Annotated in this window: 12 protein-coding genes and 4 tRNA genes; 13 read left to right on the top strand and 3 right to left on the bottom strand. The window is 57.4% G+C overall.

What is annotated here, in order from left to right; genetic code table 11:
• Positions 1-900: a transcriptional activator NhaR gene (nhaR, locus tag ACF6ZU_RS02910; RefSeq protein WP_392890427.1), complete on the bottom strand. Its 900-nt coding sequence runs from the start codon at positions 898-900 to the stop codon at positions 1-3.
• A 135-nt stretch (positions 901-1,035) separates the two neighbouring features.
• Here nhaR and ACF6ZU_RS02905 point away from each other — a divergent pair, with 135 nt between their 5' ends.
• The 5 genes from ACF6ZU_RS02905 (at position 1,036) to ACF6ZU_RS02885 (ending at position 3,878) form a co-directional block, all read left to right on the top strand.
• Positions 1,036-1,278 carry a hypothetical protein gene (locus tag ACF6ZU_RS02905; protein WP_392890425.1) on the top strand — a complete coding sequence of 81 codons (243 nt, stop codon included), beginning with the start codon at positions 1,036-1,038 and terminating at the stop codon, positions 1,276-1,278.
• Between the two features lie 28 nt (positions 1,279-1,306).
• Positions 1,307-2,056 (top strand): TerC family protein, encoded by a 750-nt coding sequence (locus tag ACF6ZU_RS02900; RefSeq protein WP_392890424.1) that lies wholly within the window; start codon positions 1,307-1,309, stop codon positions 2,054-2,056.
• Between the two features lie 556 nt (positions 2,057-2,612).
• Complete coding sequence (locus ACF6ZU_RS02895; protein WP_392890423.1) at positions 2,613-3,341, top strand: peptidase C39 family protein; 729 nt, start codon at positions 2,613-2,615, stop codon at positions 3,339-3,341.
• Positions 3,342-3,436: 95 nt separating this feature from the next.
• Positions 3,437-3,643 (top strand): DUF6021 family protein, encoded by a 207-nt coding sequence (locus ACF6ZU_RS02890; RefSeq protein ID WP_392890422.1) that lies wholly within the window; start codon positions 3,437-3,439, stop codon positions 3,641-3,643.
• 19 nt (positions 3,644-3,662) lie between these two features.
• Positions 3,663-3,878 (top strand): hypothetical protein, encoded by a 216-nt coding sequence (locus ACF6ZU_RS02885; protein ID WP_392890421.1) that lies wholly within the window; start codon positions 3,663-3,665, stop codon positions 3,876-3,878.
• A 927-nt stretch (positions 3,879-4,805) separates the two neighbouring features.
• Here ACF6ZU_RS02885 and pbpG read toward each other — a convergent pair.
• Together pbpG and folD are read right to left on the bottom strand one after the other, a co-directional pair.
• Positions 4,806-5,744, bottom strand: a complete 939-nt coding sequence (gene pbpG / locus ACF6ZU_RS02880) for a D-alanyl-D-alanine endopeptidase (RefSeq protein WP_392890419.1) — start codon at positions 5,742-5,744, stop codon at positions 4,806-4,808.
• A 239-nt stretch (positions 5,745-5,983) separates the two neighbouring features.
• A complete protein-coding gene (gene folD / locus ACF6ZU_RS02875) occupies positions 5,984-6,838 on the bottom strand; it encodes a bifunctional methylenetetrahydrofolate dehydrogenase/methenyltetrahydrofolate cyclohydrolase FolD (protein ID WP_392890418.1) in 855 nt (284 codons plus the stop codon).
• 275 nt (positions 6,839-7,113) lie between these two features.
• On the opposite strand from folD, the gene ACF6ZU_RS02870 reads away from it, so the two are divergent.
• From ACF6ZU_RS02870 to lon, 8 genes are all read left to right on the top strand, one after another.
• Positions 7,114-7,190: transfer RNA gene (locus ACF6ZU_RS02870), tRNA-Arg, on the top strand.
• Positions 7,191-7,222: 32 nt separating this feature from the next.
• Positions 7,223-7,298, top strand: a tRNA-His gene (locus tag ACF6ZU_RS02865).
• Between the two features lie 54 nt (positions 7,299-7,352).
• Positions 7,353-7,437: transfer RNA gene (locus tag ACF6ZU_RS02860), tRNA-Leu, on the top strand.
• A gap of 78 nt (positions 7,438-7,515) precedes the next feature.
• A tRNA-His gene (locus ACF6ZU_RS02855) sits at positions 7,516-7,591 on the top strand.
• Positions 7,592-7,992: 401 nt separating this feature from the next.
• Positions 7,993-9,303, top strand: a complete 1,311-nt coding sequence (gene tig, locus ACF6ZU_RS02850) for a trigger factor (protein WP_392890417.1) — start codon at positions 7,993-7,995, stop codon at positions 9,301-9,303.
• Between the two features lie 93 nt (positions 9,304-9,396).
• Complete coding sequence (clpP, locus tag ACF6ZU_RS02845; RefSeq protein WP_017339698.1) at positions 9,397-10,032, top strand: ATP-dependent Clp endopeptidase proteolytic subunit ClpP; 636 nt, start codon at positions 9,397-9,399, stop codon at positions 10,030-10,032.
• Positions 10,033-10,144: 112 nt separating this feature from the next.
• On the top strand, positions 10,145-11,428 hold the full coding sequence (gene clpX / locus ACF6ZU_RS02840) for an ATP-dependent Clp protease ATP-binding subunit ClpX (protein ID WP_007946893.1): 1,284 nt from the start codon (positions 10,145-10,147) through the stop codon (positions 11,426-11,428).
• A gap of 161 nt (positions 11,429-11,589) precedes the next feature.
• Positions 11,590-13,986 (top strand): endopeptidase La, encoded by a 2,397-nt coding sequence (lon, locus tag ACF6ZU_RS02835; RefSeq protein ID WP_392890415.1) that lies wholly within the window; start codon positions 11,590-11,592, stop codon positions 13,984-13,986.
• Positions 13,987-14,027 lie beyond the last annotated feature (41 nt).

Here is a 14,027-nt window from a genome sequence, read left to right as displayed (position 1 = left end):
CTACATCGCCGTGAACAGCTCCCGTCGGGCACCTTCGGTAATCGCAACGATGCCGGGGTGCTTGACCTTGCGCTCCACCGAAATGGCATAGAACGACTCGGTCACCGCGTCGGTCTGGCCAATCAACTCCACGCCGTACTGGCGTTTCACTTCATCGGCAATCACGCTCGGCCCGATGAAAATCCCGCTGCCGGACTGACCAAACGCCTGCATCAAGGCGCTGTCGTCGAACTCGCCGACGATGCGCGGCTGGATCTGCTGCTCGGCAAACCAGCGCTGCAAGCGACTGCGCACCACGGTTTCCGGCCCTGGGATCAGAAGGGGGGCGCCGTGCAGGCTGCGCGGGAAATCCTGACCATGCTGCGCCGCCAGTTCGGCGGTGGCGAAGAAACTGATCCCGCATTCACCGAGCTTCTGGCTGTAGCCCTTGATGTCCAGGTGCGACGGCATCGGGCTGTCGGAGATCACCAGGTCGAGGCGCTGGATCGCCAGGTCGGCGAGCAAACGTTCGAGTTTGTCTTCGCGGCAAGTAATGCGCAGCGGCTCGCTCAACTCCATGGTCGGCGCGATCAAGCGATAGACGATGGACTTGGGTACGACGTCTGCCACGCCGACCCGGAACAGAATCTGCTGCTCATTGGGTTGCGCACGCAACATTAACTCCAGTTCCCCGCCAAGCTGAAACATCTGCTCGGCGTAGGGCAACGTCTGACGTCCGGCTTCGGTCAGTTCCAGCTGCCGACCCACCCGACGGAACAGTTCGATGCCATAGGTCTGTTCGAGCAGGGAAATCTGCCCACTGATGGTCTGGGGTGTCAGGTTCAGTTGTTCACAGGCACGCACGATGCTGCCGGTCTTGGCGACGACCCAGAAGTAATGCAGCTGTCGATAATTGAGCATGGCGACCTACAGTTCGTAAAAACCGAAGTATAACCGCTGAAAATACGAATTTTCCTGAAGTGTTTGCCTCCCTAGAATGCGTCGCTATCAACGGGCCATCGTATCGGCCCGTTCTGTTCTATCGAGGAAAGCATCATGAAGCTCAACACCACGGCACTGCTGATTGCGTCTTTACTGGTTCTGGCCGGTTGCGACCAGGCCGAGAAAAGCGCGCAGCAATTGATGGGCAAGGCTGCCGAATCCGCCAAGCAAGCGATCGACGATACCCACAAGGCCGCCGAGCAAGCGCTCAGTGATGCCACTGGCGGGCTGATCAGCAAGAAAGAATCGTCCGACGAAGATAAAGAGAAAGATAAATCTTCGTCCCAGGAAATCTAACCCGCCTTAAACGAGTCAGGACTGACCCATGGAATACCTTTTAGAACTTGCTGCAAGCCCCACCGCCTGGGTCGCCCTGGCCACGCTGGTGGTGATGGAAATCGTGCTCGGCATCGATAACCTGATCTTTATCTCGATCCTGACCAATAAACTGCCCGAGCAGCACCGGCAGAAAGCCCGTCGCATCGGTATCGGCATGGCGCTGATCCTGCGCCTGGCACTGTTGAGCACCATCGCGTTCATCGTCCAGTTGACGGCGCCGGTGATCGAGATTCTCGGCCACGCGTTCTCCTGGAAGGACATGATCCTGATCGCCGGCGGCCTGTTCCTGTTGTGGAAAGCCACCACCGAAATCCATCACAGCATGGACCCGGCGCCGGAAGATCCAAAGACCGCGACGTCGACCGTGACCCTGGGCTTTGCCGCGGCGATCGGGCAGATCCTGATGCTGGACATGGTGTTTTCCATCGACAGCATCATTACCGCGGTCGGCATGACCGAGCATTTGCCGATCATGATCATCGCCGTGGTGGTCTCGGTGCTGGTGATGTTGCTGGCCGCTGACCCGCTGGCCAAGTTCATCAACGACAACCCGACGGTGGTGATGCTGGCGCTGGGCTTCCTGATCATGATCGGCATGACGCTGATCGCCGAAGGCTTCGGCGCCCACGTACCGAAAGGCTACGTCTACGCGGCCATGGCGTTCTCGGCCACGATCGAATGCCTGAACATGATGTCCCGGCGGGCCAAGCAGAAGCGCGTTGCCGCTGAAGCGTAACCTGCGTTAGACAAAACGGCCGCCTGCGCTCGAAAGAGCCCAGGCGGCCGTTTTTTTTGCATCACCGGATCACGCGATCCCTTGTAGGAGCCAGCTTGCTGGCGATGTTCGTTAACGATAACGCGTGCATCCTGGTTAAACGCGGCGCACTTGAGTTCATCGCCAGCAAGCTGGCTCCTACACGGATGGTGTTGTCTGCGAGTTCTGTGAAGAGCCGAACGTCAGTGCGAAGGAGCGTGGCGTGCGGAAGACTTATCGATCTTCGCTACCCGAGAAGGCGGGGCAGGGTGATGGTGCCGGCGTGCAATCCGCAGGACGCCCCACAACATGGCGGCGGCAACCGCGAGCCAGCCGGAAATCAACATCACTATGGTCATTGTCAGGCTCATCAGTGCCTCCTCTTCGCCCTGCCGCGGGCGCACACTCTCTGCAAGTGACAGTCTAGTCGCTGCTGTGTTTCAGGCTATTGACCAAAGGTATGCCGCTACTAACCACTTCGCTCTATTGAACGCGATCAACTGAGGGTTAAGGCTATACCGCTGCGGCGTGGCGCCCTATGATCGACGGCCAAGCCGCGAACTGGATTGAGCGGCGCCTGAACAAGAGAGTGATCATGGGGCGAGTAATGTCGCGAATTCGAATGGCAGCACTGATTGCCGGTTGTGTTGCAGGACTGGCTGGGTGTGCGGGGAGCGTTGCACCCGAGGTCAAGCGTCTGCCAGAGCGGGTGGAACTCAGCGGCACGTTCTACCGGGGCACGGACTATCAAAGCGGGCCACAGGTGCTGGCGAGCATGTTGTCGCAGCAGGGCATAGTGATTACGCCGGGCCTGCTGGAAAAGCCTTTGCACGTACCCGGTGCCGAAGCGCAGTTGCAACAGAACATGCAAAACCTCGCCCGCGAGTACGGCATGGTCGTGTATCCACTGGACAGCAATCTGCCTGCGCTGCTGACGCAGGTCGCGGCGGGATACCCGGTGATGGTACGTTTTACCGAAGGCTCGGCCTTCTGGGCTGAACCGCGTTACGCCATTCTCGCCGGCTACAACCGCCAGAAGCGCACCGTGTTGCTGCGTTCCGGGATGAATCGCCGCGAGTTGATGAGCTTCGGTTCGTTTGAGTCGGCGTTCAAGGACGCCGGTGGCTGGGCGGTGCTGATCCAGAAACCGAACCAGATTCCGGCCAATGTCGATCAGCAGCGCTGGCTAAAAGCCGCGAGCGATCTGGCTCAGGCCGGTCAGGAACAGGCGGCGGCGCGAGCGAAGAAAGCGTTGGGCGCTCAGTAAAGTCCCGTTCGTCATCTGTATCGCACGGTCACGCACCATTGACCTCTGAAGGATAAGGACCCGGATCTGTCCGGGTCAGTCCCGAGGAGGCGCTCATGGCTCATTCCACTTCACCTTCCGGCCCGCACTCGTCCGAGCACTCCTCGGGTGATGAGCTGGGCTTCGATCCCGATTCGCCCGATCTCGCCGATCCTCAGGTTGACCCGACAGGACCTGCAAAGGCCCCCAAGGATGTAAAGCCTGGCGACGATCATAAGGCTCCCGCGAAACCTTACGACCCGCTGGCTGACCTGAAACCCTGATTTTCAGAGTGAGGTGTGTATGTCTACCGATTCGAGTTTTGATGACAAACGTCCGGACAGTGTTCCGACCACGCCTGAGGACGAGATTGATCCGGTGATGGATCCGGATAGTCCGTTGCGTGATCCGTTGGCCAGGCCTTTGGTAACGCCGGGTGAGCATCCGCGCGGTCCTCGGGATCCGAGTGCGGGGGATGGGATTCCGGATGATGATCAGATGCCGTTGCCGAATGATTGAGGCTTCTGCTTGGCGCGGTTTGGGGCGTTGGATTGGGGGGGATCCATTGCTGCGGTAACGGCGGCTATTGGTTTCGCCCTTACGGCGAGTCACTTGGAGGAGCGCCAAGTAACCAAGCGCTCTTGCCCCTTTCGTTCGGTGCCTCGCTATGGCTCGGCATGCCCTCGTTCCGGTCCTGCTCCGTGGGCCCGCCGCCATCGGCCATCCATGGCCGGGGGCGGCTAACCCGGCATCCATGCCGGGTTGCCCACTGCGCAGAACCTCCGCTCGGCCTCTCGAGGGGGCGACCACCGCCACAGCCGCCGAGGCGGCCTAGTAGCCGACCTGGCTCTTTGGTGTACGCGTTCCCTCATTCCGGATATGTGCACCAATCCCCTGTAGGAGCCGGCTTGCTGGCGATAGCGGTGTGTCATCCAACCTATTTATTGGCTGAACGAACGCCATCGCCAGCAAGCCGGCTCCTACACGGAGATTGGATTCACACGGTCAAAATTGTAGGAGCCAGCTTGCTGGCGATGGACGTCAACGATGACGCGGGTTATCTGGATGAAAGCGGCGTCTGGGCGTTTTTCGCCAGCAAGCTGGCTCCTACAGGAGATCGCGCACGCTTTTGATTCTCACCATTCATCAGGTCGAGCGTTAGCTCGCCTTGGCTTTTGATCTTGCGGTGCCCGCCCCCTCGAGAGGCCGAGTGGAGGTTCTGCGCAGTGGGCAACCCGGCATGGATGCCGGGTTAGCCGCCCCCGGCCATGGATGGCCGATGGCGGCGGGCCCACGGAGCAGGACCGTAGCGAGGGTATGGCGAGCCTAAGCGAGCCACCGAACGAAAGGGGCAAAAGCGCTTGGTTACTTGCCGCTTTTGCAAGTGACTCGCCGTAAGGGCGAAACCAATAGCCGCCGTTACCGAAGAAAAGGATATATCCCCAACTACTTCGAAGCCTCAATAACCCCACTCTGACGATGCTTCAGATTCTTCTCCGACTTGTACTGCAACGCCACCGAAGGAACATTCGCGCCCTTGCCCGTCTCGACCCAGTTACGAATACGGCTGGCATCGGCAAAGTGCGTGTACTTGCCAAACGCATCGAGAATCACCAAGGCCACCGGCCGATTGCCCATGCTTGTCACAAGCACCAGGCAGTGCCCCGCCTCATTGGTAAAGCCGGTCTTCGTCAGTTTGATGTCCCAGTTCGGCTTGCCCACCAGATGGTCCGTATTGCGAAAGCCCAGGCTGTAATTGGGTTTACGGAACGAAACGGTTTTTTCCTTGGTGGTGCTCAGCTCGGTCAGGATCGGGTACTTGTGCGCCGCCACCAGCAACTTGCTCAGGTCGCGCGCCGTCGACACGTTACGCGGCGACAGGCCGGTCGGTTCGACATAGTGGGTGCTGGTCATGCCCAGCGCCTTGGCCTTGGCGTTCATCGCAGCAATGAACGCAACATAACCGCCCGGATAATGGTGAGCCAGACTGGCTGCGGCACGGTTTTCCGAAGACATCAGCGCAATCAGCAGCATCTCCCGGCGCGGCATTTCGCTGTTGAGTTTGACCCGGGAAAACACACCTTTCATTTCCGGTGTGTCGCTGATGTTGATGGAGATGTACTCATCCATGTTCTGCTTGGCTTCAACCACCACCAGTGCAGTCATCAGTTTGCTCACCGACGCGATCGGCACGACCACATCCGGGTTGCTGGCATAGATGACTTTATTGGTCTGCATATCCATCAGCAACGCGCTGCCGGAGGCGATCTTCAATTGGCTGGTGTCACGTGGTGCCGACGTGGTCTCGGCAGCATTGACGGTTGGCGTGATGAACGTCCCTGTAAATGCAAAAAATAGGCTCAGGATGGAAAGACGGATTTTCACGCTGGCGGACTCATAAGGTGTGGATTAGCCGTTTTGTAACGGGCTGTTTCTTAAAAACCGACGCATTCTAGGAGTATGGCTGAAGAACTGTCGATAGTTGATCAATCAACAGGTGAAAGTCCTTGAAAACCCCTACAAAACAGCAGGTTTCCGGCGAGTGGTCGTGTTAATTCTCCGGGCAAAAAGAACCCCGCCAATGGCAGGGTTCTTTTGTTCGTCGCTGACCTGTAATCGGGAACTCAGCTGTGCAGGGTTTCCGCTGCATACAGCGTGTTTTCCAGCAGGCAGGCGCGGGTCATCGGGCCGACGCCACCCGGTACTGGCGTGATCCAGCCAGCGCGGGGCAGGGCGGTTTCGTAGATCACGTCGCCGACCAGTTTGCCGTCATCCTGGCGGTTGATGCCGACGTCGATCACGATCGCGCCTTCCTTGATCCATTCACCCTTGACCAGACCCGGCTTGCCGGCGGCGACCACCACCAGATCGGCACGACCGACGTGGCCGGCCAGATCCTTGGTGAAGCGGTGGGTGACGGTCACGGTGCAACCGGCCAGCAGCAATTCCATCGCCATCGGCCGGCCAACGATATTGGAGGCGCCGACGACCACTGCGTCCATCCCGTAAAGATCGGCACCGGTGCTTTCCAGCAGGGTCATGATCCCTTTTGGCGTGCACGGACGCAGCAGCGGGATACGCTGGGCCAGGCGACCGACGTTATAAGGGTGGAAGCCGTCGACGTCTTTGTCCGGGCGAATGCGTTCCAGCAATCGGGACGCGTCCAGGTGTTCAGGCAAAGGCAGTTGAAGCAGAACGCCGTCGATTGCCGGGTCGTCGTTCAGACGATCGATCAGGTCGGTCAGCGCTTCTTGAGTGGTTTCGGAAGGCAGGTCGTAGGCTTGGGAAATGAAGCCGACCTCTTCACAGTCTTTACGCTTGTGCGAGACATAAACCTGAGAGGCAGGATCGCTGCCGACCAGGATCACCGCGAGACCGGGAGTGCGCAGGCCTTGCTGGCGGCGCTCGGTGACGCGTTTGGCGATCTGCTGGCGCAGGCTGGCGGCGATCGATTTGCCGTCGATTAGTTGTGCAGTCATTGCGCGTGATTAACCATCGAGAGGGGAAAAAAAGAGAACGCATTCTCGCATGTCATGCGTTGAGGGCAAAGGCGCTTGGTCTGCAAATTCCTCTAACCCCTTTAATTAAATGAATTTTTTTTAAAAAGGATTTGACGCCCTACAGGGGGCTCTATACTATTCGTCGCACTTGTCGGGCACAGCCTAGCACTGGTTAAGAAGGTTGAGCGGAATTACGGTTCTGCAAGGCTGGAAAGCACTTAGTTTGTAGTCCTTCAAGGGTACAGATTAACAAGGCGCCCGTAGCTCAGCTGGATAGAGCATCCGCCTTCTAAGCGGATGGTCGCAGGTTCGAGTCCTGCCGGGTGCGCCATTAGGCAGCTTTGGCACAAGTAACGCGATATGGTGGGCGTAGCTCAGTTGGTAGAGCACGGGATTGTGACTCCCGTTGTCGTGGGTTCGATCCCCATCGTCCACCCCATATTTCGAAAGGCGCCAGATTAACAGTCTGGCGCCTTTGCTTTAAAGGCTGCATGCGGATGTGGTGGAATTGGTAGACACACTGGATTTAGGTTCCAGCGCCGCGAGGCGTAAGAGTTCGAGTCTCTTCATCCGCACCAAATAAAGCTTCATCCATGCCGTTTGGCCTGGCTGGAGTTCAACAAAGAAGTTGTTTGGCTTTTTTGTTACGCAATATGGTGGGCGTAGCTCAGTTGGTAGAGCACGGGATTGTGACTCCCGTTGTCGTGGGTTCGATCCCCATCGTCCACCCCATATTCCGAAAGGCGCCAGATTTAACAGTCTGGCGCCTTTTTTGTTTCAGGGTTTTGAGTGTTTGGCGGCTGCAGGTTCTGGGTCGCGGGGCAGGGCGTTTCGTCGTATTTATGTGTCTCGATGATGCTGCGCTGCCCGCCGGTCTTGTTCGCAGGGTCGGCTGTCAGGGAGATGAATGACGACCTCTTCTATATATAGAAGGGTTGGCGCAGAGCTCTGGCGTGATTGGCTGTATTTGTCACCGGGACGAGATGCTTTCGCGCATTCGCCCCTATAAATTGCCTGCTGCGTTTTTACCCGTTTTCAGTAGGGTGACTTCTTGAGTTTGACCTACTAGAATGCATGCCCTTGATTCTGGGGTCGGAAACGGCCGGCCAACGTCTGTGCAACGAGGAATATCCATGCAAGTTTCTGTTGAAAATACTTCTGCTCTTGAGCGCCGCATGAGCATCACCGTGCCGGCTGAGCGCATCGAGACTCAGGTCAACAAGCGTCTGCAGCAGACCGCCCAAAAAGCCAAGATCGCTGGTTTCCGTCCAGGCAAAGTGCCGATGAGCGAAATCAAGCGCCGCTTTGGTGCTGAAGCGCGTCAGGAAGCTGTCGGCGACGTGATCCAGTCCTCCTTCTACGAAGCAGTCGTTGAGCAGAAGCTGAACCCGGCTGGTTCGCCTTCGATCGAGCCTAAGTCGCTCGAAGCTGGCAAAGACCTGGAATACGTCGCGATTTTCGAAGTGTTCCCTGAGTTCACCGTTGCCGGTTTCGAAGGCATCACCGTTGAGCGCCTGAGCGCTGACGTGGCTGACGCTGACCTGGACAAAATGCTGGACGTGCTGCGCAAGCAGAACACCCGTTTTGAAGTGACCGATCGCGCTGCTCAGAACGACGACCAACTGAACATCGATTTCGTCGGCAAGGTTGACGGTGAAGTGTTCGCTGGCGGTTCCGCCAAGGGCACCCAGCTGGTTCTGGGTTCCGGCCGCATGATCCCTGGTTTCGAAGACGGTCTGGTTGGCGCTAAAGCCGGCGAAGAACGCGTTCTGAACCTGACCTTCCCAGAGGACTATCAGAACCTCGACCTGGCAGGCAAAACTGCTGAGTTCACCGTCACCGTGAACACTGTTTCCGAGCCTAAGCTGCCAGAACTGAACGAAGAGTTCTTCGCTCAATTCGGTATCAAGGAAACCGGTCTGGAAGGCTTCCGCGCCGAAGTTCGCAAGAACATGGAGCGCGAGCTGCGTCAGGCCATCAAATCCAAGGTCAAGAATCAGGTAATGGACGGTCTGCTGGCCACCAACCCGATCGAAGTGCCAAAGGCTCTGCTGTCCAACGAAGTTGACCGTCTGCGCGTGCAGGCTGTTCAGCAGTTCGGCGGCAACATCAAGCCTGACCAGCTGCCGGCCGAGCTGTTCGAAGAACAAGCCAAGCGTCGCGTTGTTCTGGGTCTGATCGTGGCTGAAGTGGTCAAGCAATTCGACCTCAAGCCTGACGAAGCCCGCGTTCGCGAGATGATCCAGGAAATGGCTTCGGCTTACCAAGAGCCTGAGCAGGTTGTGTCCTGGTACTACAAGAACGACCAGCAACTGAACGAAGTCCGTTCGGTTGTGCTGGAAGAACAAGTTGTGGATACTGTTCTGCAGAAAGCTAGCGTGACCGACAAATCGGTCTCTTACGAAGAAGCGGTCAAGCCGGTAGAAGCTCCACAAGCCGACTGATCACTTTTGCGGTAAGAAGCACACACCATAAGCCAGCCTTCGTGCTGGCTTATGCGTATTCAAGACATAACTATTTGGGAGTGACTGCAGAGCATGTTCCGTAATTCGTATATTCAGCAGAACTCTGATATCCAGGCCGCAGGCGGCCTGGTCCCGATGGTTGTCGAGCAGTCCGCTCGTGGCGAGCGCGCCTACGACATCTATTCGCGCCTTCTCAAGGAGCGAGTGATCTTTCTGGTTGGTCCGGTAGAGGACTACATGGCTAACCTGATTTGTGCGCAACTGCTGTTCCTTGAAGCGGAAAACCCGGACAAGGACATCCATCTCTATATCAACTCCCCGGGCGGTTCGGTGACGGCGGGCATGTCGATCTACGACACCATGCAGTTCATCAAGCCAAACGTGTCGACTACCTGCATCGGCCAAGCGTGCAGCATGGGTGCATTCCTGCTGACCGCCGGTGCTCCGGGCAAGCGTTTCTGCCTGCCGAACTCGCGCGTGATGATTCACCAGCCACTGGGCGGTTTCCAGGGCCAGGCGTCGGATATCGAAATCCATGCCAAGGAAATCCTCTTCATTCGTGAGCGTCTCAACACGCTGATGGCCAAGCACAGCGGGCGCACGCTTGAAGAGATCGAGCGCGATACCAACCGCGACAATTTCATGAGTGCAGAAGCTGCGCGTGAATATGGGTTGATCGACGAAGTGATCACCCAGCGCCCCGCTTAAAATAAGCAGCTCAAAATAAGGCGGGTCGGCGGGTCCGATCACCTGCGGGCTTGAAAAAGCCCGCAATAGCCTTCATCTTGTGTTGCAAGCCTATCGGATTTGGATCGAACGAATGACTGACACCCGCAACGGCGAGGACAACGGCAAGCTGCTCTATTGCTCCTTCTGTGGCAAAAGCCAGCATGAAGTGCGCAAATTGATTGCCGGCCCCTCGGTCTTTATCTGCGACGAGTGCGTCGACCTGTGCAATGACATCATCCGAGAGGAGGTGCAGGAAGCCCAGGCCGAAAGCAGCGCGCATAAATTGCCTTCGCCTAAAGAAATCAGCGGCATCCTTGATCAGTATGTAATTGGTCAGGAACGCGCGAAAAAGGTGCTGGCCGTAGCGGTGTACAACCACTACAAGCGCCTGAACCAGCGTGACAAAAAGAATGACGACGTCGAACTCGGCAAAAGCAACATCTTGCTGATCGGCCCGACAGGCTCGGGTAAAACCCTGCTTGCCGAAACACTGGCCCGCTTGCTGAACGTTCCGTTCACCATCGCCGACGCAACCACCCTCACCGAGGCGGGTTACGTGGGTGAAGATGTCGAGAACATCATTCAGAAGCTGTTGCAGAAGTGCGATTACGACGTGGAAAAAGCCCAGATGGGCATTGTCTACATCGATGAGATCGACAAGATCTCGCGCAAGTCTGACAACCCGTCGATCACCCGGGACGTTTCCGGTGAAGGCGTGCAGCAGGCCCTGCTCAAGCTGATCGAAGGCACGGTCGCTTCCGTCCCGCCTCAAGGCGGTCGCAAGCATCCACAGCAGGAATTCCTTCAGGTTGACACCCGTAACATCCTGTTCATCTGCGGCGGCGCATTCTCTGGTCTGGAAAAGGTTATTCAAAACCGTTCCACCAAGGGCGGCATCGGTTTCAACGCAGAAGTGCGCAGCAAGGAAGAAGGCAAGAAAGTCGGTGAGTCCCTGCGTGAAGTCGAGCCTGACGATTTGGTCAAGTTCGGTCTGATCCCGGAATTCGTCGGTCGTCTGCCGGTTCTTGCCACGCTGGACGAGCTTGATGAGGCTGCATTGATGCAGATTCTCACCGAGCCGAAAAATGCTCTGACCAAACAGTATGCCAAGCTGTTCGAGATGGAAGGCGTGGACCTGGAATTCCGGGCCGACGCACTGAAATCGGTCGCCAAACGTGCCCTGGAACGCAAGACCGGTGCCCGTGGCCTGCGCTCGATTCTCGAAGGCGTATTGCTCGACACTATGTATGAAATCCCCTCGCAATCCGAGGTGAGTAAAGTAGTGATCGACGAAAGCGTAATAGAAGGCAAGTCCAAGCCACTGTATATCTACGAAAACAGTGAGCCGGCTGCCAAGGCCGCGCCAGACGCTTAAGCGTCACGCAGCTGGAATAAAGAAGGGGCCTTCGGGCCCCTTTTCTTTTAAACCTTTTTAACGTCCTCTTTGCGCTTGTTTTTTTTGAAGGCAGCCCCCATCTTGGTTTCAAGCTTACTTCCATCTGTTTACGGCCTTATGGCCGCCGTAGAGGCGAAATCATGAAGACAACCATCGAATTGCCTCTCCTGCCATTGCGTGATGTCGTGGTTTATCCGCACATGGTTATCCCGCTGTTCGTGGGGCGCGAGAAATCCATCGAAGCCCTCGAGGCAGCGATGACGGGCGACAAGCAGATTCTTCTGCTGGCTCAGAGAAACCCTGCTGACGACGATCCCGGTGAAGATGCACTCTATCGCGTAGGTACCATCGCTACCGTTCTCCAGTTGCTCAAGCTGCCGGATGGCACGGTCAAGGTTCTGGTCGAAGGTGAGCAGCGGGGCGCCGTGGAGCGCTTCAGCGAAGTGGACGGCCATTGCCGTGCCGAAGTCTCATTGATCGACGAAGTCGACGCGCCGGAGCGCGAGTCGGAAGTATTTGTTCGTAGTCTGCTGGCTCAATTCGAGCAATACGTGCAGCTGGGCAAGAAAGTCCCTGCAGAAGTCCTGTCGTCGCTCAACAGCATCGACGAGCCGGGCCGCCTGGTCGACACCATGGCCGCGCACATGGCCCTGAAGATCGAGCAGAAGCAGGAAATCCTCGAAATCATCGATTTGTCGGCCCGGGTCGAACACGTCCTGGCGTTGCTGGATGCCGAGATCGATCTGCTGCAAGTCGAAAAACGCATTCGCGGCCGCGTCAAAAAACAAATGGAGCGCAGTCAGCGCGAGTACTACCTGAATGAGCAGATGAAGGCCATTCAGAAAGAACTCGGTGACAGCGACGAAGGCCACAACGAAATCGAAGAGCTGAAAAAGCGTATCGATGCCGCCGGCCTGCCGAAAGACGCCCTGGCCAAGGCCCAGGCTGAACTGAACAAGCTCAAGCAAATGTCACCAATGTCCGCGGAAGCCACCGTTGTACGTTCGTACATCGACTGGCTGGTTCAGGTGCCGTGGAAGGCCCAGAGCAAGGTGCGTCTGGACCTGGCGCGCGCCGAAGACATCCTCGACGCCGACCACTACGGTCTGGAAGAAGTCAAAGAGCGGATCCTCGAATACCTCGCCGTGCAAAAACGCGTGAAGAAAATTCGTGGCCCGGTGTTGTGCCTGGTCGGTCCTCCGGGTGTGGGTAAAACCTCCCTGGCGGAGTCGATTGCTCACGCCACCAACCGTAAATTCGTGCGCATGGCCCTCGGCGGCGTGCGTGATGAAGCGGAAATCCGTGGTCATCGCCGGACTTACATCGGTTCGATGCCGGGAAGATTGATTCAAAAGATGACAAAAGTGGGCGTCCGCAACCCGCTGTTCCTGCTCGATGAAATCGACAAGATGGGCAGCGACATGCGTGGCGATCCGGCGTCGGCGTTGCTGGAAGTGCTCGATCCCGAGCAGAACCACAACTTCAACGATCACTATCTGGAAGTCGACTACGACCTGTCCGATGTGATGTTCCTTTGCACCTCGAACTCCATGAACATTCCGCCGGCGCTGCTCGACCGGATGGAAGTGATTCGTCTGCCGGGCTACACCGAAGACGAGAAGATCAACATCGCCGTCAAATACCTTTCGCCGAAGCAGATCACGGCCAACGGCCTGAAGAAAGGCGAGCTGGAATTCGACGCCGAAGCGATCCGCGACATCATCCGCTACTACACCCGCGAAGCCGGTGTACGGGGCCTGGAGCGCCAGATTGCCAAGGTCTGCCGCAAGGCGGTCAAAGAGCATGCACTGGAAAAACGCTTCTCGGTGAAGGTCACTGCCGACATGCTCGAACACTTTCTGGGCGTGCGTAAATTCCGCTACGGCCTGGCTGAATCCCAGGATCAGATCGGTCAGGTGACCGGCCTGGCGTGGACGCAAGTGGGCGGCGAATTGCTGACCATCGAAGCGGCTGTCGTACCGGGCAAGGGCCAGTTGATCAAGACCGGTTCCCTGGGTGACGTGATGGTCGAATCGATCACCGCTGCGCTCACGGTTGTCCGCAGCCGCGCGAAAAGCCTGGGGATCCCTCTGGACTTCCACGAGAAGCGCGACACGCACATCCACATGCCGGAAGGGGCGACCCCGAAGGACGGCCCTAGCGCCGGTGTAGGCATGTGCACGGCCCTGGTGTCGGCATTGACCGGAATTCCGGTGCGCGCGGATGTCGCCATGACTGGCGAAATCACCTTGCGTGGCCAGGTGCTGGCGATTGGTGGTCTGAAAGAAAAACTGCTCGCCGCTCACCGTGGCGGAATCAAGACCGTGATCATTCCTGAAGAGAACGTACGCGATCTCAAGGAAATTCCGGACAATATCAAGCAGGATCTGCAGATTAAACCGGTTAAATGGATTGACGAGGTCCTGCAAATTGCGCTGCAATACGCGCCGGAGCCCTTGCCCGATGTAGCTCCGGAGATAGTCGCAAAGGATGAAAAACGCGAGTCTGACTCTAAGGAAAGAATTAGCACGCATTAATACGCATTTGCCTGGGGGGCTTGTTGACAGCTTTTTAGAGC

The organism is Pseudomonas migulae (assembly GCF_043225285.1).
GTDB classification, from domain to species: domain Bacteria; phylum Pseudomonadota; class Gammaproteobacteria; order Pseudomonadales; family Pseudomonadaceae; genus Aquipseudomonas; species Aquipseudomonas migulae_C.
The sequence above is the reverse complement of the archived record's forward strand: the minus strand, read 5'-3'. Positions and strand labels throughout refer to the sequence as shown.

Coding starts and splice junctions, on each gene's coding strand:
- nhaR (WP_392890427.1), bottom strand. CDS start 900: ATGCTCAATTATCGACAGCTGCATTACTTCTGGGTCGTCGCCAAGACC.
- ACF6ZU_RS02905 (WP_392890425.1), top strand. CDS start 1,036: ATGAAGCTCAACACCACGGCACTGCTGATTGCGTCTTTACTGGTTCTG.
- ACF6ZU_RS02900 (WP_392890424.1), top strand. CDS start 1,307: ATGGAATACCTTTTAGAACTTGCTGCAAGCCCCACCGCCTGGGTCGCC.
- ACF6ZU_RS02895 (WP_392890423.1), top strand. CDS start 2,613: ATGATCGACGGCCAAGCCGCGAACTGGATTGAGCGGCGCCTGAACAAG.
- ACF6ZU_RS02890 (WP_392890422.1), top strand. CDS start 3,437: ATGGCTCATTCCACTTCACCTTCCGGCCCGCACTCGTCCGAGCACTCC.
- ACF6ZU_RS02885 (WP_392890421.1), top strand. CDS start 3,663: ATGTCTACCGATTCGAGTTTTGATGACAAACGTCCGGACAGTGTTCCG.
- folD (WP_392890418.1), bottom strand. CDS start 6,838: ATGACTGCACAACTAATCGACGGCAAATCGATCGCCGCCAGCCTGCGC.
- tig (WP_392890417.1), top strand. CDS start 7,993: ATGCAAGTTTCTGTTGAAAATACTTCTGCTCTTGAGCGCCGCATGAGC.
- clpP (WP_017339698.1), top strand. CDS start 9,397: ATGTTCCGTAATTCGTATATTCAGCAGAACTCTGATATCCAGGCCGCA.
- clpX (WP_007946893.1), top strand. CDS start 10,145: ATGACTGACACCCGCAACGGCGAGGACAACGGCAAGCTGCTCTATTGC.
- lon (WP_392890415.1), top strand. CDS start 11,590: ATGAAGACAACCATCGAATTGCCTCTCCTGCCATTGCGTGATGTCGTG.